The sequence below is a fragment of the Pseudomonas proteolytica genome (genome assembly GCF_007858275.1).
Lineage (GTDB): Bacteria > Pseudomonadota > Gammaproteobacteria > Pseudomonadales > Pseudomonadaceae > Aquipseudomonas > Aquipseudomonas proteolytica.
Genome location: NZ_VFEV01000019.1, coordinates 18,611 through 39,468 on the forward strand (window position 1 = coordinate 18,611; position 20,858 = coordinate 39,468).

Genomic DNA, 20,858 nt, shown 5'->3' on the forward strand with positions numbered 1-20,858 from the left:
AACCCGCCCTTTTTTTGCCCGCAGGGTTTGACCACGTCGGGAACCATGATGGATTTTGATGGCTGTGCTGATGAGGATTCGCTTCTGGCCAATGCGCGAGGCTGAGTTAAATACCCGCCTTTTCCTCTGAACAGCCGACTCCATGGACAACTCCGATATTGCGATCACCCTGGTCCTGATCTCCGCCTTTATGCACGCCACCTGGAACGCCGTTGTCCGGGCCGGCAGCAGCCGCTTCATGACCCTGGCTCTGGTCGATGGCACGGCTTTGTTGATCTGCCTTGCGGCGCTGCCGTTGGTCGATGTGCCGAGCCTGCAAGTGTGGAGCTATGTACTGCTCTCGGTGGTGCTAAATACGGTCTATCGCCTGTTTTTGATCAAGGCCTATGAAACGGGCGACTTTGGCCAGGTCTATCCGGTAATGCGCGGCGTACCGCCGGTACTGGTCGCGCTGTTTTCCTACTTTCTGCTGCACGAACACCTGTCTTTCCAGGCGCTGGCAGGGGTGTTGTTGATTTGCCTGGGGATCATCAGCCTGACGTTTGTGCGCAAGATGACGGCGCTCATGCTCCGGCCGATCCTGATGGCGGTGGGCGCCGGGGTGTTTATTGCCTCCTACACGGTGGTGGACGCCAAGGGTGTAAGAGCCAGTGAGACGGTGCTGCAATACATCATTTACTTGACGGTGTTCCAGAGTATTCCGATCCCGTTGCTGGCGTTTCTCAAGGCGCGTACGCAGTTTGTCCAGGCGATTGCCCGGCAGTGGCGGGTGGGCATGTTGGGCGGGGTTTTTTACCTGGCGTCCTACGGCCTGGTGTTGTTCGCGCTGTCCTTGGACGCGGTGGCCAAGGTCTCAGCACTGCGGGAAACCAGTGTTATCATCGGCGCCATTATTGCTGCGCTGTTCTTTCGTGAGCGGTTCGGCTGGCGGCGGATGCTTTCGGCGCTGGTGATAGTTTGCGGGATCATCCTGATCAAAGTGAGCACCTGATGGCCCAGCGCCCGCCACCGACTCCTATGCTTCAAGCCTTTGTCAGCGCTGCGCAATGTGGCAGCTTTGCGCGTGCGGCGTCTGAACTCAACCTCACAGCCAGTGCCATCAGCCATCAGATTGCGGGCCTGGAAGCGTGGTGGGACGTGCAGTTGTTCGAGCGCCACTCGCGGGGCGTCACGCTGACTGAAGCGGGGCAGGCCTTGCTGCCGGTGACCGCTGGATTTTTCCGCGAGCTGGATGGCGTGCTGCACTCCCTGCGCCCGGACACACCTCAACCGCTCTACCTTTCGTGTACCTCGTCCCTCTGCTCGACATGGCTGATCCCCAGGCTGCACGGCTCGCATACCGAGGCTTCGTTCAACCTGGACCTGGTGTTGACCAGTACGGATAACCTGGGCGCCCATCAATACGACGTAGCCGTGGTGATGGGGTACGGCGACTATCCGGAGCATCATGTCGAACTGCTGATGCGTGATGCCGTGTTCCCCGTCTGTTCGCCGGCGTTTGTGCGGGGCAATGGCGATATTGCGTTGGCGGATATCGCCCGGCACCCGCTGATCCACCGGGTCGACGATCAAGTGTGCCCGGGCTGGGAAAGCTGGTTTGCGTTCCAGGCACTGGCGGCTCCACCGTATCACCGTGGCCCGCGATTTCCGGATTCCAGCCAGGCCATCAGCCTGGCGGCAAAAGGCAGTGGGATTGCCCTGGGCAGGACGGCGCTGGTGTATGACGCGCTGAAAGAGGGGAGCCTGCTGGCGTTGAACGGTCCGGTGATGATGTCACCGGCGGCGTACTACATCATTTGTCGAAACGGGCGACAGTCTGAGCCGGATATCGCCCGGCTATTTGCTTGGCTCAAGGCGACTGCCGATGAGTTTGTGGGAGAAGTCCGCGAGCAGTGTCCGCAAATCTGTAGCTGTTAGGACAGTAGGTCTCTAAGAACCTGCGTGAAGGCCCGGCTGCTTTCTTCCTCGCCAGCATGCCGCCCATCGCGTACCACCCACTGGCCATTGACCAGCACATCACGCACTTGCCGATCACCCCCGGCGAACAGCCAGCGGTTGAGAATCCCGTCTTCACTGGCCGTCGCCAGGTACGGATCGTTGCCGTCCAGCACCAGCCAGTCGGCGCGCTTGCCCACTTCCAGGCGGCCAATCGGCTGGCCCAGGGCCTGGGCGCCGCCGTCGAGGGCGGCGTCGAACAACGTACGCCCGACCATCGGTTGATCGCTGCGATACAGCCGGTTACGCCGCTGGTCGCGCAGGCGCTGGCCGTATTCCAGCCAGCGCAGTTCCTCGACCACGCTCAATGACACATGGCTGTCTGAGCCAATCCCCATGCGCCCGCCCTGGGCCAGGAAGTCCACCGCCGGGAAAATCCCGTCGCCCAGGTTGGCTTCAGTGCTCAGGCACAGCCCGGCAATCGCTCGGCTCTGGGCCATCAGCGTCACTTCTTCAGGGTTGGCGTGGGTGGCATGTACCAGGCACCAACGCTGGTCCACTTCGACATTGTCATACAGCCATTGCAGCGGGCGCTTGCCGCTCCAGGCCAGGCAGTCATCGACTTCCTTTTGCTGTTCGGCGATGTGGATATGCACCGGGCAGGCCTGGTCGCTGGCGGCCAGGACTGTGCTGATCTGTTGTGGCGTTACCGCGCGCAATGAGTGGAAACACAGGCCCAGTTGCTGTGCCGGTTGCGCGGCCACTATCGGTTGCAAACGCGCTTGCAGGTCCAGGTAGTTTTCGGTGCTGTTGATAAACCGCCGCTGGCCTTCGTTCGGCGCCTGGCCGCCAAAGCCCGAGTGGCTGTACAGCACCGGCAGCAACGTCAGGCCGATCCCGCTGCTGGCCGCCGCCAGGCTGATCTGGCGTGACAGTTCGGTGGGGTCGGCGTACGGCTGGCCGCTGACATCGTGGTGTACATAGTGGAACTCGGCGACCGAGGTGTAGCCGGCCTTGAGCATTTCGATATACAGCTGGCGGGCGATGATTTGCAGTTGCTCGGGGCTGATCTGGCCGACCATGCGGTACATCAGGTCGCGCCAGGTCCAGAAGCTGTCATTGGGGTTGCCGGCGACTTCCGCCAGCCCTGCCATAGCCCGCTGGAATGCATGGGAATGCAGGTTCGGCATGCCCGGCAACAACGGGCCTCTGAGCCGTTCGGCGCCGTCTGCGCTGGCATTGGCCGTTACGTTGGTCAGCAGGCCGTCGGCGCTGACTTCAAGACGTACATCAGTGGCCCATCCATTAGGCAGCAGCGCGCGTTCGGCAAAGAAAGCGGACATGATCAAGGCACCCCGGTCGTGTGTTTATTTGTATATACATATACAGACGTTTGCCTGCTCGGTAAACTCCGGCAATCTATGCATCTTTTCCCCCTGCAAGGATTCCCCGTGCCGACTCCGCCCGCCAAGTCCCCGCTGGCTGCCCACATGGACGAAAGTCCGGCGCCCTTGTATGCCCGCGTCAAGCAGATGATCAGCCAGCAGATTCTCAACGGCAACTGGCCGCCGCACTATCGCGTGCCGTCGGAAAGCGAGTTGGTCAACCAACTGGGCTTCAGCCGCATGACCATCAACCGGGCGCTGCGGGAGCTGACCGCCGAAGGTCTGCTGGTGCGCATGCAAGGCGTCGGCACCTTCGTCGCCGAGCCCAAGAGCCAGTCGGCGCTGTTCGAGGTGCATAACATCGCCGATGAGATCGCCTCCCGCGGCCACCGCCACACTTGCAAAGTCATTACCCTGGGCGAAGAGGCCGCTGGCTCCGAACGTGCCGTGGCCCTGGAGATGCGTGAAGGCGGGCGGGTGTTCCACTCGTTGATCGTGCACTACGAAAACGATATCCCGGTGCAAATCGAAGACCGCTTCGTCAACGCCCTGGTCGCCCCTGAATACCTGCAACAGGATTTCACCCAGCAAACCCCCTATGCCTATCTCAACCAGGTGGCACCGCTGACCGAGGGTGAGCATGTGGTGGAAGCGATCCTGGCCGACCCGCAGGAGTGCAAGCTGCTGCAGATCGAGGCCGGCGAGCCATGCCTGTTGATTCGTCGGCGCACTTGGTCCGGCCGCCAGCCGGTGACCGCTGCGCGACTGATCCACCCCGGCTCCCGTCATAGCCTCGAAGGACGTTTCAGCAAATGAATGCAGTAAAGGTCTGGCGTGCTGCCGATTACGTGCGTATGCCGTGGAAGAACGGTGGCGGTAGCACCGAAGAAATCACCCGTGACGCTGGCCATGGTCTCGACGGCTTTGGCTGGCGCCTGTCGATTGCCGATATTGGCGAGTCGGGCGGCTTTTCCACGTTTGCCGGGTATCAGCGGGTCATCACCGTGATCCAGGGCGCGGGCATGGTGTTGACGGTGGACGGTGAGGAGCAGCGCGGGTTGTTACCGCTGCAACCGTTTGCCTTCAGCGGTGAAAGCCAGGTGGCGTGCCGCCTGATCACCGGGCCGATTCGCGATTTCAACCTGATCTATTCGCCCCAGCGTTACCACGCGCGTTTGCAGTGGGTGGATGGTGTGCAGCAGTTTTTCAGCACCGCGCACACCGTGCTGGTGTTCAGTGTGGCGGATGAGGTGAAGGTGCTGGGCCAAGTGCTGGGGCATCATGATTGTTTGCAGGTGGACGGTAACACCGGGCTGCTGGAGTTCAGCATCATTGGCCGTTGCTGTGTGATCGAACTGACCGCACGCGATTAAAAATGTAGGAGCGGGCTTGCTCGCGAATGCGCTGTATCAGTCACCGCAAGCGTTAGCTGACACACCGCATTCGCGAGCAAGCCCGCTCCCACATTTGGATCTTCATAGGCTACAAAATCTGTTTCCAGTCCCGCACCAAGTTGTTACCGAATGCCCCAGCATGGCGCAATGCCCTGCTTCAGTAGCAATCCCCCGGCACTTCAAAACCCCTCTGTAAGAAATTTCATCAAGCCCGGAAGCCTTGTTTTCCGAGGCTTACACGCATCCCACAAGAAAATCTTAGGCACATGGCGCAGAAGTTGGCCGCTTGATTGCATATGCTTGTATGTACAAGTAAAGGTGTGTGCATAAGAGTCGCTGGACATCCTCTTCGCACCATCGTGTTCGCGCATCGATTGCTGAGGAGTTTTTTGTGACTGACTTTTCCCAGAACAAGCCTACCAAGTACCGCGACGTTGAAATCCGCGCCGCCCGTGGCAACACGCTTACCGCCAAAAGCTGGCTGACTGAAGCACCGCTGCGCATGCTGATGAACAACCTCGACCCGCAAGTGGCCGAGAACCCCAAAGAGCTGGTGGTATACGGTGGCATCGGCCGCGCGGCGCGTAACTGGGAGTGCTACGACCAGATCGTCGAAAGCCTCACCCACCTGAACGACGACGAAACCCTGCTGGTGCAATCCGGCAAGCCGGTGGGCGTGTTCAAGACCCACAGCAACGCGCCCCGCGTACTGATCGCCAACTCCAACCTGGTGCCGCACTGGGCCAGTTGGGAGCACTTCAACGAACTGGATGCCAAGGGCCTGGCCATGTACGGCCAGATGACCGCCGGCAGCTGGATCTACATCGGCAGCCAGGGCATCGTCCAGGGCACCTACGAAACCTTCGTTGAGGCTGGTCGCCAGCATTACGACAGCAACCTCAAAGGCCGTTGGGTGCTCACCGCCGGCCTCGGCGGCATGGGCGGTGCCCAGCCTCTGGCCGCGACCCTGGCCGGCGCGTGCTCGCTGAACATTGAATGCCAGCAGGTCAGCATCGACTTCCGCTTGAACAGCCGCTATGTCGACGAACAAGCCACCGACCTCGACGACGCCCTGGCGCGCATCGCCAAGTACACCAAGGAAGGCAAGGCCATCTCCATCGCCCTGCTGGGCAACGCTGCCGAAATTCTCCCGGAACTGGTCAAGCGCGGCGTACGCCCGGACATGGTCACCGACCAGACCAGCGCCCACGACCCGCTCAATGGCTACCTGCCAGCCGGCTGGACCTGGGACGAGTACCGCGCCCGCGCCAAGACCGAGCCCGCCGCCGTGATCAAGGCGGCCAAACAGTCGATGGCCGTGCACGTCAAAGCGATGCTCGAGTTCCAGAAACAAGGCATTCCGACCTTCGACTACGGCAACAACATCCGTCAGATGGCACAAGAAGAGGGCGTAGAAAATGCCTTCGACTTCCCGGGTTTTGTGCCGGCCTATATTCGCCCGTTGTTCTGCCGTGGCATCGGCCCGTTCCGTTGGGCGGCACTGTCGGGCGACCCGCAAGATATCTACAAGACCGACGCCAAGGTCAAAGAGCTGATCCCCGACGACGCCCACCTGCACAACTGGCTGGACATGGCCCGCGAGCGCATCAGCTTCCAGGGCCTGCCGGCGCGCATCTGCTGGGTCGGCCTGGGCCAACGCGCCAAGCTTGGCCTGGCATTCAACGAGATGGTGCGCAGCGGCGAGCTGTCGGCGCCGGTGGTGATCGGCCGTGACCACCTGGACTCCGGTTCGGTGGCCAGCCCCAACCGCGAAACCGAATCCATGCAGGACGGTTCCGATGCCGTGTCCGACTGGCCTCTGCTCAATGCCCTGCTCAATACCGCCAGCGGTGCGACCTGGGTTTCGCTGCACCACGGTGGCGGCGTAGGCATGGGCTTCTCCCAGCATTCGGGGATGGTGATTGTCTGCGACGGTACCGACGAAGCCGCCGAGCGGATTGCCCGCGTGCTGCACAACGACCCGGCCACTGGGGTAATGCGCCACGCCGATGCGGGCTATCAGATCGCTATCGACTGCGCCAAGGAGCAGGGCCTCAACCTCCCGATGATCAAGTAACTAATGTGGGAGCGGGCTTGCTCGCGAATGCGGTGTATCAGTCACCGCAAGCGTTAGCTGACCCCCTGCTTTCGCGAGCAAGTCGAACCGTCGCACCGCCGCTCCCACATTTGATCTGCAGTGAACCAGAAAACAATCCATTAGAGGTTGAACCCCCATGGCTGCAAAAGACGCACGTGCAAGCTCCACCCCGTTGATCGAAAGGCGTTCGATCGACTACATCCCGGAAGCGGAAAGACACGGTCGTCTATTTAGCCAGTTCACCCTCTGGATGGGGGCCAACCTGCAGATCACCGCGATTGTCACCGGGGCCCTGGCCGTGGTGTTGGGCGGTGATGTGTTCTGGTCGTTGATCGGTCTGTTGATCGGCCAATTGCTGGGCGGCGCGGTGATGGCATTGCATGCGGCGCAGGGACCACGGCTTGGCCTGCCGCAGATGATCTCCAGCCGGGTGCAGTTCGGGGTATATGGCGCGGCCATTCCGATGGTGCTGGTGTGCTTGATGTACCTGGGGTTCACCGCCACCGGGACTGTGCTTTCCGGCCAGGCACTGGGCCAGTTGTTCGGGGTCAGTGACAGCCTCGGCATCCTTATCTTTGCCAGTGTCATCGTGCTGGTCACGGTGCTCGGTTATCGGGTGATCCATTTCATCGGCCGTGTCGCCAGCGTCATTGGGGTGGTTGCCTTTGTCTACCTGTTCAGCCGCCTGATGAGCCAGACCGATGTTGGCGCACTCCTGCAAATCCGCCACTTCAGTTGGTCCAGCTTCCTGCTCGCGGTGTCGCTTGCGGCCTCCTGGCAGATCGCCTTCGGGCCCTATGTGGCTGACTACTCACGCTACCTGCCGAGCAACACGTCTTCGGTGAAAACCTTTCTGGCCGCAGGCGCAGGCTCGGTCATTGGTGCGCAGGTGGCGATGATCCTCGGCGTGTTTGCCGCCGCCATGTCCAACGGGCAATTTGCCGGTAACGAAGTGGCCTACATCGTGGGCCTGGGCGGCACCGGTGCTACGGCGGCGCTGCTGTACTTCAGCATCGCGTTCGGCAAGGTCACCATCTCCACGCTCAATTCCTACGGCAGCTTCATGTGTATTGCGACCATCGTCAGCGGTTTTCGTGGGCGCATGGAGGTGACGCGTGTGCAGCGCCTGGTTTTCGTGCTGTTGATCGTCGGCGCGGCGACCCTGATCGCGTTGCTCGGCCAGCACTCGTTCCTCAGTGCGTTCAAGTCCTTCATCCTGTTTTTGCTGGCGTTTTTTACGCCCTGGAGCGCGATCAACCTGGTGGACTACTACTGCATCACCCGCGATCGCTATGACGTGCCGGCGCTGGCCGATCCGAATGGTCGCTATGGCCGCTGGAACCCGCTGGGTATCAGCGTGTATGTGTTCGGTGTGCTGGTGCAGTTGCCGTTCATCGCCACCAAGTTCTACACCGGCCCCCTGGTAGCCAGCCTGGGGGGTGTGGATATTTCCTGGATCATCGGCCTGGTACTGCCTGCCGCCCTGTATTACGTGTGTGCAAAAAAATGGCACGGCGAGATTCCGCAGCGACTGATCCTGCCGGTAGAGCAGGGCGCTACACCAACAACAACCGGGCAGCTTGCACAAGCCTGATGGGACGTGGACGAGGCAGGATGCCTTTTGACTGCCGTAATCCATTTCATGATTGGGAGCGTCACACAATGAAAATGCATAAGACCCTGCTGACCCCATTGCTCGCCGCAGGCTTGCTGGCCAGCGCTGGCGCCACCCAGGCGGCCGGCTGGTGCGAGTCAGGCAAACCGGTGAAGTTCGCCGGCCTGAATTGGGAAAGCGGCATGCTGCTGACCGACGTCCTGCAAGTGGTCCTGGAAAAAGGCTACGACTGCAAAACCGATAGCCTGCCGGGCAATTCCATCACCATGGAAAACGCCCTGGGCAGCAACGATATTCAGATCTTCGCCGAGGAGTGGGTCGGCCGCAGCGAAGTGTGGAAGAAAGCCGAGAAGGCCGGCAAAGTCGTCGGCGTCGGCGCCCCCGTGGTCGGCGCGGTTGAAGGTTGGTACGTGCCGCGTTATGTGATCGAAGGCGACGCCAAGCGCAAGCTTGAGGCCAAGGCGCCGGACCTGAAAAACATTGCCGACCTGGCCAAGTACTCTGCGGTATTCAAGGACCAGGAAGAACCTGCCAAAGGCCGCTTCTACAACTGCCCGGCCGGCTGGACCTGCGAGCTGGACAACAGCGAAATGCTCAAGAGCTATGGCCTGGAAAGTTCCTACACCAACTTCCGCCCAGGCACCGGCCCGGCGCTGGATGCGGCAGTGCTGTCGAGCTACAAGCGTGGCGAGCCGATCCTGTTCTACTACTGGTCGCCAACGCCGCTGATGGGCCAGGTGGACCTGGTCAAACTCGACGAAAAACCCGGCGTGGACAAAAGCGTGACCATCAAGGTCGGCCTGTCCAAGACCTTCCACGAGCAGGCCCCGGAACTGGTGGCGGTGCTGGAAAAGGTCAACCTGCCGATCGACCTGCTCAACCAGAACCTGGCGCGCATGAGCAAAGAGCGCATTGACTCAGCGAAGCTGGCGAAGATTTTCCTCAAGGAACACCCGGAAGTCTGGCACGCCTGGGTCAGTGAAGACGCAGCCAAGAAAATCGACGCGGCCTTGTAGGCACAGTGCTCCCGGCTACCCTGAAAAGGCAGCCGGACACCCGGCCACACTCCACTGGATCGAGAGCACGCTATGTTTCCTGAGAGTTTTACGTTTTCCATCGCCGACTGGGTCAACGGTTGGGTCGATGGGTTGGTGACCAACTACGGTGATGTGTTCCGGCAGATCTCCGACACCTTGCTGTGGGCCATCGTCAACCTGGAAGGCCTGCTGCGCATGGCGCCCTGGTGGCTGATGCTGGCGATTGTCGGCGGCGTTGCCTGGCACGCTACCCGCAAGGTCGTGACCACGGCGGTGATCGTCGGCCTGCTGTTCTTGGTCGGCGCGGTCGGCCTGTGGGACAAACTGATGCAGACCCTGGCCCTGATGATGGTAGCCACGGTGATTTCGGTGCTGATCGGCATTCCCCTGGGCATTCTCTCGGCGCGCAGCAATCGCCTGCGCTCGGTGCTGATGCCGCTGCTGGACATCATGCAAACCATGCCCAGCTTCGTGTACCTGATCCCGGTATTGATGCTGTTTGGCCTGGGCAAGGTGCCGGCGATTTTCGCCACGGTGATCTACGCCGCGCCACCGCTGATACGCCTGACCGACCTGGGCATTCGCCAGGTGGACCGCGAAGTGATGGAAGCCATCAATGCCTTCGGCGCCAACCGCTGGCAGCAGCTGTTCGGCGTGCAACTGCCGCTGGCCCTGCCAAGCATCATGGCCGGGATCAACCAGACCACCATGATGGCCCTGTCGATGGTGGTGATCGCCTCGATGATCGGCGCCCGTGGCCTGGGGGAAGACGTACTGGTCGGCATCCAGACCCTCAACGTCGGGCGTGGCCTGGAGGCCGGCCTGGCGATTGTGATTCTCGCAGTGGTCATCGACCGCATTACCCAGGCCTATGGTCGTCCACGGCATGAGGCGAGCAAATGACTACTGTCAGCAAGATCGAAGTTAAAAACGTCTTCAAGATTTTCGGCGCGCGGGAAAAAGAAGCCCTGGCACTTATTGGCCAAGGCCAGACCAAGGACCAGGTGCTGGCGCAGACCGGTTGCGTGGTGGGCGTCAATGACCTGTCCCTGAGCATCGGCACTGGCGAGATCTTTGTGATCATGGGCCTGTCGGGTTCTGGCAAGTCCACGCTGGTGCGCCACTTCAACCGCCTGATCGACCCCACCAGCGGCGCGATCCTGGTGGACGGTGAAGACATTCTGCAACTGGATATGGACGCCTTGCGCCAGTTCCGTCGGCACAAGATCAGCATGGTGTTCCAGAGCTTCGGCCTGTTGCCCCACAAGAGCGTGCTGGACAACGTGGCCTACGGCCTGAAAGTGCGCGGCGAAAGCAAGCCAGTGTGCACCGAGCGCGCGTTGCACTGGATCCAGACCGTGGGCTTGAAGGGCTACGAAAACAAATACCCGCACCAACTGTCGGGCGGCATGCGCCAACGGGTGGGCCTGGCCCGTGCGTTGGCGGCCGACACCGACATCATCCTGATGGACGAGGCGTTCAGCGCCCTCGACCCGCTGATCCGTGCCGAGATGCAGGACCAGTTGCTGGAGCTGCAAAAGACCTTGCACAAGACCATCGTGTTTATCACCCACGACCTGGACGAGGCCGTGCGTATCGGCAACCGCATCGCGATCCTCAAGGACGGCAAGCTGATCCAGGTCGGTACGCCGCGGGAGATTTTGCATTCGCCGGCGGATGAGTATGTGGACCGGTTTGTTCAGCGGCGGGCGGCGGTGGTCTGAGCCAGCAGGTGCAGTGAGGCCGCTGGCCCCATCGCAGGCAAGCCAGCTCCCACATTTGAATGCATTCACAAATCAAAATGTGGGAGCGGGCTTGCCCGCGATGAGGCCGGCAAGGCTGCAAAAGAATTGAAGAAGGTATGAAGATGTCCCAGGCAAAAAAAATCATCATCGCCGACACCCCCCTGCACTGGCAGGACGTAGTCGCCGTCGCTCGTTTCGGCGCCGAACTGCAGCTGTCGGGCCAGGCCTGGGCGCGCATCGATAATGCCCAGGCCATCGTGCAACGCATCGTCACCAGCGGCGAGCGCGCCTATGGCGTCAACACCGGCCTGGGCGCCCTGTGCAATGTGTCGCTCAAGGGCGAGCAACTGAGCCAGTTGTCGCGCAACACCTTGCTTAGCCACGCCTGCGGTGTCGGTGCGCCGCTGAGCAATGAACAGACCCGCGCCATCATCTGCGCCGCCGTCATCAACTACAGCCAGGGCAAATCCGGCCTGCATCCGCAGGTGGTGCATTCGCTGCTGGCGCTGCTCAACCATGGCATCACCCCGCAAGTACCGTCCCAGGGCTCGGTGGGCTACCTGACCCATATGGCCCATATCGGCATTGCCTTGCTGGGTGTAGGAAATGTTAGTTATCGCGGGCAGATCGTTACCGCCCAGGCCGCCTTGGCCGCCGAAGGCCTGCAGCCCGTGGTGCTTGGCGCCAAGGACGGCCTGAGCCTGGTCAACGGTACGCCGTGCATGAGCGGCCTGAGCTGCCTGGCCCTGGCCGATGCCCACCATTTGCTGCAATGGGCCGATGTGATCGGTGCCATGAGCTTTGAAGCACAGCGCGGGCAGATCGACGCATTCGACGAGCAGGTCATCGCCCTCAAGCCGCATCCGGGCATGCAGCAGGTCGCCAGCAACCTGCGGGCCTTGCTCGATGGCAGTGAGGTGATTGCCGCGAGCAAGGGCATTCGCACCCAGGACGCGCTCAGCATCCGTTCGATCCCCCAGGTCCATGGCGCTGCCCGCGATCAACTGGAGCACGCCACCCGGCAGATCGAGACCGAACTCAACGGCGCCACCGACAACCCTTTGCTGCTGGGCACGCCGGACAACTACCGGGTGGTGTCCCAAGCCAACCCCCATGGCCAGTCCGTGGCATTGGCGGCGGATATGCTGGCCATCGCCATGGCGGAAATCGGCGCCATCGCCGAGCGCCGCCTGGACCGCCTGATCAACCCCCACGTCAGCGGCCTGCCGGCATTCCTGGTGAGCAACCCCGGGGTTAACTCGGGGATGATGATCGTGCAGTACGTCGCCGCTTCCCTCTGTGGGCAGAATCGCCAACTGGCGCAGCCGGCGGTGCTCGACAATTTCGTCACCTCGGGCCTGCAGGAAGACCACCTGAGCATGGGCACCAATGCCGCGCTCAAACTGCACGCGGTGCTGGACAACGTCACCCAGATCCTCGCCATCGAATACCTGCTGGCGGCCCAGGCCTTTGAGTTCCTCAAGGAGCAACGCTTCGGCGCCGGCACCCACACCGCCTGGCGCCTGCTGCGCGAGCAGGTCCCGGCCTATGAACAGGACCGCTGGCTGGCGCCGGATATCGCGACCGCTGCCACGCTGCTCAAGAACACCGATTTGCTGAACCACGCTTTACCGAATGTGCACTGAACCCTATTTCAAAAGGAGCATGAATGTGACCGCGCTAAATCTGATTCCAGGCCAACTGAGCCTTGCCCAACTGCGTGACATCTACCAGCAGCCGGTAACCCTCAGCCTGGATGACAGCGCCACGGCGCAGATCGAAGCCAGTGTTGCCTGTGTCGAGCAGATCCTTGCCGAGAACCGCACTGCCTATGGCATCAACACCGGTTTTGGCTTGCTGGCCTCGACCCGTATCGCCAGCGAAGACCTGGAAAACCTCCAGCGTTCCCTGGTGTTGTCCCACGCTGCCGGGGTGGGTGAACCGATCAGCGATGCGCTGGTGCGGTTGGTGATGGTGCTCAAGGTCAACAGCCTGAGCCGGGGTTTCTCCGGGATTCGCCGCAAGGTGATCGACGCGCTGATCGCCCTGATCAACGCCGAGGTCTACCCGCATATTCCGCTCAAGGGCTCGGTGGGTGCTTCCGGTGACCTGGCGCCGCTGGCCCATATGTCCCTGGTGCTGCTGGGCGAAGGCAAGGCGCGTTACAAAGGGCAATGGCTGGAGGCCACCGAGGCGCTGAAAGTCGCCGGCCTCACGCCTCTGACCCTGGCCGCCAAGGAAGGCCTGGCGCTGCTCAACGGCACCCAGGTTTCCACCGCCTACGCCCTGCGCGGTCTGTTTGAAGGCGAAGACCTGTTTGCCGCCGCCATCGCCTGCGGTGGCCTGACCGTCGAAGCCGTGCTGGGCTCGCGCTCGCCGTTCGACGCGCGCATTCATGCGGCCCGTGGCCAGCGTGGGCAGATTGACTCGGCGGCCGCGTATCGCGACCTGCTCGGCGACAGCAGCCAGGTGTCCCAGTCCCACCAGAACTGCGACAAGGTGCAAGACCCGTACTCCCTGCGTTGCCAGCCACAAGTCATGGGCGCCTGCCTGACCCAGTTCCGCCAGGCGGCCGAGGTGTTGGTGGTCGAAGCCAACGCAGTGTCGGATAACCCGCTGGTATTTGCCGCCGAGGGTGATGTGATCTCCGGCGGTAACTTCCACGCCGAACCGGTGGCGATGGCTGCCGACAACATGGCCCTGGCCATCGCTGAAATCGGCTCCCTCAGCGAGCGCCGTATTTCGTTGATGATGGATAAGCACATGTCGCAACTGCCGCCATTTTTGGTGGGCAACGGCGGGGTGAACTCCGGCTTTATGATCGCCCAGGTAACTGCTGCGGCCTTGGCCAGTGAGAACAAGGCGCTGTCCCATCCCCATAGCGTCGACAGCCTGCCGACGTCGGCCAACCAGGAAGACCACGTCTCCATGGCCCCGGCTGCTGGCAAGCGCCTGTGGGAAATGGCTGAAAATACCCGTGGCATTCTCGCGGTGGAATGGCTGGCCGCGTGTCAGGGCCTGGACCTGCGCGATGGCCTGAAAACCTCGCCGAAGCTGGAACAGGCCCGCGGGATCCTGCGCGCCAAAGTAGGGTTCTATGACAAGGACCGCTTCTTCGCCCCGGACATCAATGCCGCCAGTGAGTTGTTGGCCAGCCGCTGCCTGAATGAGCTGGTACCCGCCAAGTTGCTGCCAAGCCTCTAAACACTCCCCCGATCCCGTGTGGGAGCTGTCTCGCCCGGCGAGGCTGCGATAGCGGTGGACCAGGCAATGTAAATGTTGCCTGTGCCGCCGCCATCGCAGCCTCGCCAAGGCTCGACAGCTCCCACAGGTGATCGTCCATAGGTTCGGATTCTCTCTGGATAACAATAATTAGGGACGAGAAATGCACCAGCAAGCACAAGGTCTCAAACGCGGACTGACCGCCCGCCATATTCGCTTCATGGCACTGGGGTCGGCGATCGGCACCGGGCTGTTCTACGGCTCCGCCTCGGCCATCCAGATGGCCGGCCCGGCGGTGTTGCTGGCCTACCTGATCGGTGGCGCTGCGGTGTTCATGGTGATGCGCGCCCTCGGTGAAATGGCCGTGCACAATCCGGTGTCTGGCTCCTTCGGCCAGTACGCCAGCACCTACCTGGGCCCGATGGCCGGCTTTATCCTCGGCTGGACCTACGCATTCGAGATGATCATCGTCTGCCTGGCGGACGTCACGGCCTTCGGCATCTACATGGGCTTCTGGTTTCCCGAAGTCGCACGCTGGGTCTGGGTGCTCGGCATTGTCCTGCTGATCGGCGGGCTGAACCTGTGCAACGTCAAGGTGTTTGGCGAGATGGAATTCTGGCTGTCGCTGCTCAAGGTCGGCGCGATTGTCGCGATGATCCTCGGTGGCTTCGGCATCATGCTGTTCGGCGTGCATTCGGCCGGTGACGCGCCAGCCAGTGGCTTGAGCAACCTGTGGGCCCATGGCGGCTTCATGCCCAATGGCGTGGGCGGCCTGATCGCTTCGTTTGCGGTGGTGATGTTTGCCTTTGGCGGCATCGAAATCATTGGCATCACTGCGGGTGAAGCCAAGGACCCGCAACGGGTAATCCCCAAGGCGATCAACGCGGTGCCGCTGCGCATCCTGCTGTTCTATGTGCTGACCCTGTTTGTGCTGATGGCCATCTACCCATGGCCGCAGATCGGCAGCCAGGGCAGCCCGTTCGTGCAGATCTTCAGCAACCTGGGGATTGGCTCGGCGGCGACCATCCTCAATATCGTGGTGATCTCGGCGGCGGTCTCGGCCATCAACAGTGACATCTTCGGCGCAGGCCGCATGATGTACGGCCTGGCCCAGCAAGGGCAGGCACCCAAGGGCTTTGCGCAACTGTCGCGCCACGGTGTGCCGTGGATGACCGTGGTGGTGATGGGCGCTGCGCTGTTGGGCGGCGTGGTATTGAACTACCTGATCCCGGAAAACGTGTTCCTGGTGATTGCCTCGATTGCCACCTTCGCCACCGTCTGGGTATGGCTGATGATCCTGGTCACGCAGGTGGCAATGCGCCGCTCGATGAGCAAGGAACAGATCGCCGAACTGAAATTCCCGGTACCGTTCTGGCCCTATGCGCCGGCGGCGGCCATTGTCTTCATGCTGTTTATTTTTGGCGTACTGGGCTACTTCCCGGACACCCAGGCCGCGCTGCTGGTGGGTGCCGCATGGATTGTGCTGCTGGTCGTCGCCTACCTGCTGTGGGTCAAGCCTGCAGCCGGGCAAGCGGCCAAGGTCCATTACGACCCGGCTTTGTCTCATCGATAACTTAGGGAGGCGTTGATGAAAACGCTTTGGCAACACTGCCACATCGCAACCATGGCCCAGGGCGAGTACTCGATCATCGAGGATGGCGCGATGGTCACGGCCGGCACGCTGATCGAGTGGATCGGCCCACGGGCCGAGCTGCCCAGTGGCGACTACGGGCAGACCCATGACCTGCAGGGGGCGTGGGTCACGCCGGGGCTGATCGACTGCCATACCCACACGGTATTTGGCGGCAACCGCAGCGGTGAATTCGAGCAGCGCTTGCAGGGCGTGAGCTACGCCGAGATCGCCGCAGCCGGTGGCGGCATTGCCAGCACCGTGCGCGCCACCCGTGCAGCGACCGAAGACGAGCTGTTCGACAGCAGCCGCAAGCGCCTGCGCAGTTTGCTGCGCGATGGCGTGACCACCGTGGAGATCAAGTCCGGCTACGGCCTGGACCTGGCCAACGAGCGCAAGATGCTGCGGGTGGCCCGGCGCCTGGGCCGGGAGCTGCCGGTCAGCGTGCGTGCCACGTGCCTGGCGGCCCATGCGTTGCCGCCGGAGTACAAGGACCGTGCCGACGACTACATCGAGCATATCTGCAACGAGATGCTGCCAGCCCTGGCCGCTGAAGGGTTGGTGGATGCCGTGGATGCGTTTTGCGAATACCTGGCGTTTTCCACCGAGCAGGTTGAGCGTGTGTTCAAGGTTGCCCAGCGTTTGGGCTTGCCAGTCAAGCTGCACGCCGAGCAATTGTCGTCCCTGCACGGCTCCAGCCTGGCGGCGCGGTATCAGGCGCTGTCGGCGGACCACCTGGAATTCATGACCGAAGAAGATGCCATCGCCATGGCCGCCTCCGGCACTGTCGCCGTGCTATTGCCGGGGGCGTTCTATTTCCTGCGTGAAACCCAGTTGCCTCCGATGGATGCCTTGCGCAAGCACGGGGTGAAGATCGCGATTGCCAGCGACCTCAACCCCGGCACTTCACCGGCCTTGTCGCTGCGCCTGATGTTGAACATGGCCTGCACCTTGTTCCGCATGACCCCGGAAGAAGCCCTGGCCGGCGCCACCCGGCATGCCGCCACGGCGCTGGGCATGGGTGACACCCACGGCTCGCTGGAAGTGGGCAAGGTGGCGGACTTTGTCGCCTGGCAGATCGATCGCCCCGCCGACCTGGCCTACTGGCTGGGCGGCGAGCTGGATAAACGCGTTGTGCGCCATGGCGTCGACGTCACTGTGTAAGGAGTAGCGTTGTGGACAAGGTTCTGAACTTCAAACAAGGCAGCACCCCGCTGCTGATCAGCATGCCCCATGCCGGCCTGCGCCTGACGCCTGCGGTGGCGGCGGGCTTGATCCCCGAGGCACAAAGCCTGCCGGATACCGACTGGCATATCCCCACGCTGTACGATTTTGCGGCAGAGCTGGGGGCCAGCACCCTGGCGGCCGAGTATTCGCGGTTTGTGATCGACCTTAACCGGCCATCTGACGACAAGCCGCTGTATGCCGGCGCGACCACAGGCCTGTTTCCAGCGACGTTGTTTGATGGCGTGCCGTTGTTCAGCGAAGGCAAGGAGCCGTCGAAAGAGGAACGGGCGACCTACCTGGAGCAGATCTGGACGCCCTATCACCAGACCCTGCAGCGCGAACTGGCGCGGCTCAAGGCCGAATTCGGCTACGCATTGCTGTTCGATGCGCATTCTATCCGCTCAGTCATCCCGCACCTGTTCGACGGCAAGTTGCCGGACTTCAACCTCGGCACGTTCAACGGTGCCGCCTGCGATCCCGGGTTGGCCAGCCAGTTGGAAGCGATCTGCGCGGCGCACCCGCAATACAGCCATGTGCTGAACGGGCGTTTCAAAGGCGGGCATATCACCCGGCATTACGGCAACCCGGCGCAGGCTATCCATGCAGTGCAACTGGAGCTGGGGCAGTGCACGTATATGGAGGAGTTTGAGCCGTTTCGTTATCGGGCGGATTTGGCCGAACCGACACGTCGAGTGCTTATGGAGTTATTGAAGAGCATGCTGGGTTGGGGATGCCGGCAGTATGCCAAATAAAGGCGGATGCGATCTTTGAAAAAAGATCGCATCTTTAATCTCCGAGCCTCAATAAATAAGACGTGGGGGGCCGGTTAATACGTTGAAGTGGCCGCGTATTTGAATGTTTGTTTTATCGGGCGCGACAACCAGGACGCTGAACTCGCCCAGGACTCTTTTCCTGCCACTCTCCCAGCGATAGCTGATGTGTCCCGAAATACCGAGGTAGTCAACAGTGGTATCGATCTTGTTTTGAGCGTCGGGAATGTGGTCAATAATTCTAAAAAAGCTGGCGCTGTTTTTTTGAGTTGCGGGGAGGCTTTTGGCAGGTGCCATCGGCTGATTGTCCTCCAGAGGGGTTCGCGCAATGTATAAATGGATCCCCTGTACTTCCTTGATCGCCCCGCCTTCTACGATTTCCTGAAAGGCCTCGATTTTCCAGCAGGCGTCTTCTGAGGTGCCTTCGGGGGGCTCAACCCTGACTTTAACGGCTTTGAATTCTAAATTGCTGGTCGGATACTGCACGCTAGCCACAAACTCCTCGTTTGTCTTGATACGGTGCACGCCACCCTTCTTCAGGTTAAAACCGCCCATTATTCTAAAGCTAGAGACGCCCGGGTTTTCGACGGTCAGGTCAAATGTTCCGCGCAAGTAGGTTTTGTCCGTGTTCCATTGATACGTTATCCAACCGTTGCGCAGAGGAAAGTTATTGGCTGTATCAACTTCTTTATCTATATCGTCAGGGCTGTCTGTGTATTTATAAAAGTAGCCGCTGTTTTTCGTCATGACGGGATACGGTTCGGGCGTGGCAAGTGCATGATCGAAGCTGGTTGAGTTCTTATCAAGAAAGAACTGGAATAAATTGACTTCGTCGCTGTAGGTTGTTTCGTTTATGGTGTTTTCGGCGGCGGTTATTTTCCAGCAGTCGGTGCCGGAAATATCATAGCTGTCAATACTTGCTTTATCGGCGGTGATTTTTTCCGTATGGCTGGAAAAAATCAGATCGGCCGTAAAGTATTCTATGAACTCATCCTGGATTATTTGAGTGGACATGGCGCAACTCTCCTGTGGCCGTGAAATTCCGCAAGGCGGTTGTCATGATTTAAATGCCGTTATAAGGAGGTGTCGACTGTCATAGTTGACAGTTTTTTATAATATTTGGATATAGCGCCAAGAGGGATTATGGAGGGTATCTGTGTCTGCGTAAAAGAAGCAGCGCCTTGGCAGGCAGATCTGCTGACACAGATCCAAGCCCTCAAGAACATGCTCATTGCACAATTCGGGTTTATGATGCCAGACGGCAAAATAATAGACGTCCCCCCAGGGATGGACCCGACCCCTTACGGAGCGCGCAATGCAGACTTTGTTCCCGCAGATCAAACCCTACGCCCGGCACGATCTGGCCGTCGATGAAACCCACACGCTGTATGTCGACGAAAGTGGTTCCCCGCAAGGTTTGCCCGTAGTTTTCATCCACGGCGGCCCCGGCGCCGGCTGCGATGCCAACAGCCGCTGCTATTTCGATCCCAACCTGTACCGTATCGTCACCTTTGACCAGCGCGGTTGCGGGCGCTCCACGCCACGGGCCAACCTGGAAAACAACACCACGTGGGATCTGGTCGCTGACCTTGAGCGCATTCGCGAGCACCTGGGCATTGAAAAGTGGGTGCTGTTCGGCGGCTCCTGGGGCTCGACCCTGGCCCTGGCCTATGCGCAAACCCACCCCGAGCGTGTGCTTGGCCTGATCGTGCGCGGCATTTTCCTGGCCCGCCCCCAGGATATCCAGTGGTTCTACCAGGCCGGCGCGAGCCGTCTGTTCCCCGATTACTGGCAGGACTACATCGCGCCAATCCCTGTGGAAGAACGCCACGACATGATCAGCGCCTACCACAAGCGCCTGACCGGCAACGACCAGATCGCCCAGATGCATGCCGCCAAGGCCTGGTCCACCTGGGAAGGCCGCATGTTGGGCCTGTGCCCCAACCCGCAGTTGATCGAGCGTTTTTCCGAGCCCCAGCGCGCCTTGTCGATTGCGCGTATCGAGTGCCACTACTTCACCCATAACTCCTTCCTGGAGCCCGACCAGCTGATTCGCGACATGCACAAGATCGCTCATCTGCCGGGCGTCATCGTGCATGGCCGCTACGATATGATCTGCCCGCTGGACAATGCCTGGGAATTGCATCAAGCCTGGCCGAACAGCGAATTGCAGGTGATCCGCGAGGCGGGTCATTCTGCCGCCGAGCCTGGAATCACCGATGCGCTGGTGCGAGCCACGAACGAGATGGCACGGCGCCTGCTTGATCTGCCGCCAGAAGAAGCATGAAGGGGCTTTTACAACGGGTGCGCGGCGCCCGGGTCGAGGTGGCAGGCGAAGTGGTGGGGGCGATAGACCAGGGTTTGCTGGTGCTGGTGGCCGTCGAGCCTTCAGATACAGCGGCCAGTGCCGACAAGCTGTTGCATAAGCTGCTTAACTATCGGGTGTTCAGTGACGACGACGGCAAGATGAACCTGTCGTTGAAGGATATTGGCGGTGGTTTGCTGCTGGTGTCCCAGTTCACCCTGGCGGCCGATACCAAGAGTGGCCTGCGTCCCAGCTTCTCCACGGCGGCGCCTCCGGCGTTGGGCGAGGCGCTTTTTGGGCACTTGCTGCTACAAGCGCAACAATTGCATGGCACGGTGGCATCGGGGCGTTTTGGCGCGGATATGCAGGTACATCTGGTCAATGACGGGCCGGTCACCTTCCTTTTGCAGACCTGATTGTATGAAAAACGACTTTTAATGCGCAAAAACCCAAGTTTTCGCTACAAATACTTCGCTGCCCCTGCTGCGTTATCTC

Annotated in this window: 18 protein-coding genes; 16 read left to right on the forward strand and 2 right to left on the reverse strand. The window is 60.9% G+C overall.

Going from position 1 to position 20,858, the window contains the following annotated elements; all coding sequences use genetic code 11:
- The first annotated feature begins 142 nt into the window (after positions 1–142).
- Positions 143–991 (forward strand): EamA family transporter, encoded by an 849-nt coding sequence (locus FIV38_RS15240; RefSeq protein ID WP_092232825.1) that lies wholly within the window; start codon positions 143–145, stop codon positions 989–991.
- Positions 991–1,917 (forward strand): LysR substrate-binding domain-containing protein, encoded by a 927-nt coding sequence (locus FIV38_RS15245; protein ID WP_092232828.1) that lies wholly within the window; start codon positions 991–993, stop codon positions 1,915–1,917. The genes FIV38_RS15240 and FIV38_RS15245 overlap by 1 nt, the downstream gene beginning before the upstream one ends.
- Here the strand turns inward: FIV38_RS15245 and FIV38_RS15250 are convergent.
- Positions 1,914–3,278 (reverse strand): formimidoylglutamate deiminase, encoded by a 1,365-nt coding sequence (locus FIV38_RS15250; RefSeq protein ID WP_092232831.1) that lies wholly within the window; start codon positions 3,276–3,278, stop codon positions 1,914–1,916. The two genes, FIV38_RS15245 and FIV38_RS15250, sit on opposite strands and share 4 nt — an antisense overlap.
- A gap of 78 nt (positions 3,279–3,356) precedes the next feature.
- On the opposite strand from FIV38_RS15250, the gene hutC reads away from it, so the two are divergent.
- From hutC to hutG, 12 genes are all read left to right on the forward strand, one after another.
- Positions 3,357–4,136: a histidine utilization repressor gene (hutC, locus tag FIV38_RS15255; protein WP_169877429.1), complete on the forward strand. Its 780-nt coding sequence runs from the start codon at positions 3,357–3,359 to the stop codon at positions 4,134–4,136.
- Entirely contained in the window at positions 4,133–4,693 is a 561-nt protein-coding gene (locus FIV38_RS15260; protein ID WP_092232837.1) for a HutD/Ves family protein, read from the forward strand. The genes hutC and FIV38_RS15260 overlap by 4 nt, the downstream gene beginning before the upstream one ends.
- Positions 4,694–5,105: 412 nt before the next feature.
- Positions 5,106–6,791, forward strand: a complete 1,686-nt coding sequence (gene hutU, locus FIV38_RS15265; protein ID WP_070995911.1) for a urocanate hydratase — start codon at positions 5,106–5,108, stop codon at positions 6,789–6,791.
- A 157-nt stretch (positions 6,792–6,948) separates the two neighbouring features.
- Positions 6,949–8,406, forward strand: a complete 1,458-nt coding sequence (locus tag FIV38_RS15270) for a purine-cytosine permease family protein (protein WP_092232840.1) — start codon at positions 6,949–6,951, stop codon at positions 8,404–8,406.
- 68 nt (positions 8,407–8,474) lie between these two features.
- On the forward strand, positions 8,475–9,443 hold the full coding sequence (locus FIV38_RS15275) for an ABC transporter substrate-binding protein (RefSeq protein ID WP_029295953.1): 969 nt from the start codon (positions 8,475–8,477) through the stop codon (positions 9,441–9,443).
- 72 nt (positions 9,444–9,515) lie between these two features.
- Positions 9,516–10,367 (forward strand): ABC transporter permease, encoded by an 852-nt coding sequence (locus tag FIV38_RS15280; protein WP_070995909.1) that lies wholly within the window; start codon positions 9,516–9,518, stop codon positions 10,365–10,367.
- Entirely contained in the window at positions 10,364–11,188 is an 825-nt protein-coding gene (locus tag FIV38_RS15285) for a quaternary amine ABC transporter ATP-binding protein (RefSeq protein ID WP_050492906.1), read from the forward strand. The genes FIV38_RS15280 and FIV38_RS15285 overlap by 4 nt, the downstream gene beginning before the upstream one ends.
- A gap of 143 nt (positions 11,189–11,331) precedes the next feature.
- Positions 11,332–12,855: a histidine ammonia-lyase gene (gene hutH / locus FIV38_RS15290; RefSeq protein WP_092237275.1), complete on the forward strand. Its 1,524-nt coding sequence runs from the start codon at positions 11,332–11,334 to the stop codon at positions 12,853–12,855.
- 19 nt (positions 12,856–12,874) lie between these two features.
- Entirely contained in the window at positions 12,875–14,413 is a 1,539-nt protein-coding gene (hutH, locus tag FIV38_RS15295; protein ID WP_092232843.1) for a histidine ammonia-lyase, read from the forward strand.
- A gap of 181 nt (positions 14,414–14,594) precedes the next feature.
- Positions 14,595–16,004, forward strand: a complete 1,410-nt coding sequence (locus FIV38_RS15300) for an amino acid permease (protein WP_070995908.1) — start codon at positions 14,595–14,597, stop codon at positions 16,002–16,004.
- A gap of 15 nt (positions 16,005–16,019) precedes the next feature.
- On the forward strand, positions 16,020–17,225 hold the full coding sequence (gene hutI, locus FIV38_RS15305) for an imidazolonepropionase (protein ID WP_092232846.1): 1,206 nt from the start codon (positions 16,020–16,022) through the stop codon (positions 17,223–17,225).
- An 11-nt stretch (positions 17,226–17,236) separates the two neighbouring features.
- Positions 17,237–18,040: an N-formylglutamate deformylase gene (gene hutG / locus FIV38_RS15310; protein ID WP_092232849.1), complete on the forward strand. Its 804-nt coding sequence runs from the start codon at positions 17,237–17,239 to the stop codon at positions 18,038–18,040.
- 48 nt (positions 18,041–18,088) lie between these two features.
- On the opposite strand, the gene FIV38_RS15315 is transcribed toward hutG, so the two are convergent.
- The gene (locus FIV38_RS15315; protein WP_092232852.1) at positions 18,089–19,072 is read right to left on the reverse strand and encodes a hypothetical protein; all 984 of its coding nucleotides are present in this window, start codon (positions 19,070–19,072) and stop codon (positions 18,089–18,091) included.
- Between the two features lie 301 nt (positions 19,073–19,373).
- Here FIV38_RS15315 and pip point away from each other — a divergent pair, with 301 nt between their 5' ends.
- Together pip and dtd are read left to right on the forward strand one after the other, a co-directional pair.
- Positions 19,374–20,345 (forward strand): prolyl aminopeptidase, encoded by a 972-nt coding sequence (gene pip, locus FIV38_RS15320; RefSeq protein WP_029295970.1) that lies wholly within the window; start codon positions 19,374–19,376, stop codon positions 20,343–20,345.
- A complete protein-coding gene (gene dtd / locus FIV38_RS15325; RefSeq protein ID WP_029295971.1) occupies positions 20,342–20,779 on the forward strand; it encodes a D-aminoacyl-tRNA deacylase in 438 nt (145 codons plus the stop codon). The genes pip and dtd overlap by 4 nt, the downstream gene beginning before the upstream one ends.
- Positions 20,780–20,858: the final 79 nt, after the last annotated feature.

Excerpts from the sequence above, each read along its gene's own strand:
- FIV38_RS15240 (WP_092232825.1), top strand. The coding sequence starts at position 143 with ATGGACAACTCCGATATTGCGATCACCCTGGTCCTGATCTCCGCCTTT.
- FIV38_RS15315 (WP_092232852.1), bottom strand. The coding sequence starts at position 19,072 with ATGTCCACTCAAATAATCCAGGATGAGTTCATAGAATACTTTACGGCC.
- FIV38_RS15280 (WP_070995909.1), top strand. The coding sequence starts at position 9,516 with ATGTTTCCTGAGAGTTTTACGTTTTCCATCGCCGACTGGGTCAACGGT.
- FIV38_RS15270 (WP_092232840.1), top strand. The coding sequence starts at position 6,949 with ATGGCTGCAAAAGACGCACGTGCAAGCTCCACCCCGTTGATCGAAAGG.
- FIV38_RS15300 (WP_070995908.1), top strand. The coding sequence starts at position 14,595 with ATGCACCAGCAAGCACAAGGTCTCAAACGCGGACTGACCGCCCGCCAT.
- FIV38_RS15285 (WP_050492906.1), top strand. The coding sequence starts at position 10,364 with ATGACTACTGTCAGCAAGATCGAAGTTAAAAACGTCTTCAAGATTTTC.
- FIV38_RS15260 (WP_092232837.1), top strand. The coding sequence starts at position 4,133 with ATGAATGCAGTAAAGGTCTGGCGTGCTGCCGATTACGTGCGTATGCCG.
- hutI (WP_092232846.1), top strand. The coding sequence starts at position 16,020 with ATGAAAACGCTTTGGCAACACTGCCACATCGCAACCATGGCCCAGGGC.
- hutH (WP_092232843.1), top strand. The coding sequence starts at position 12,875 with ATGAATGTGACCGCGCTAAATCTGATTCCAGGCCAACTGAGCCTTGCC.
- FIV38_RS15245 (WP_092232828.1), top strand. The coding sequence starts at position 991 with ATGGCCCAGCGCCCGCCACCGACTCCTATGCTTCAAGCCTTTGTCAGC.
- FIV38_RS15250 (WP_092232831.1), bottom strand. The coding sequence starts at position 3,278 with ATGTCCGCTTTCTTTGCCGAACGCGCGCTGCTGCCTAATGGATGGGCC.
- dtd (WP_029295971.1), top strand. The coding sequence starts at position 20,342 with ATGAAGGGGCTTTTACAACGGGTGCGCGGCGCCCGGGTCGAGGTGGCA.
- FIV38_RS15275 (WP_029295953.1), top strand. The coding sequence starts at position 8,475 with ATGAAAATGCATAAGACCCTGCTGACCCCATTGCTCGCCGCAGGCTTG.
- pip (WP_029295970.1), top strand. The coding sequence starts at position 19,374 with ATGCAGACTTTGTTCCCGCAGATCAAACCCTACGCCCGGCACGATCTG.
- hutH (WP_092237275.1), top strand. The coding sequence starts at position 11,332 with ATGTCCCAGGCAAAAAAAATCATCATCGCCGACACCCCCCTGCACTGG.
- hutC (WP_169877429.1), top strand. The coding sequence starts at position 3,357 with ATGCATCTTTTCCCCCTGCAAGGATTCCCCGTGCCGACTCCGCCCGCC.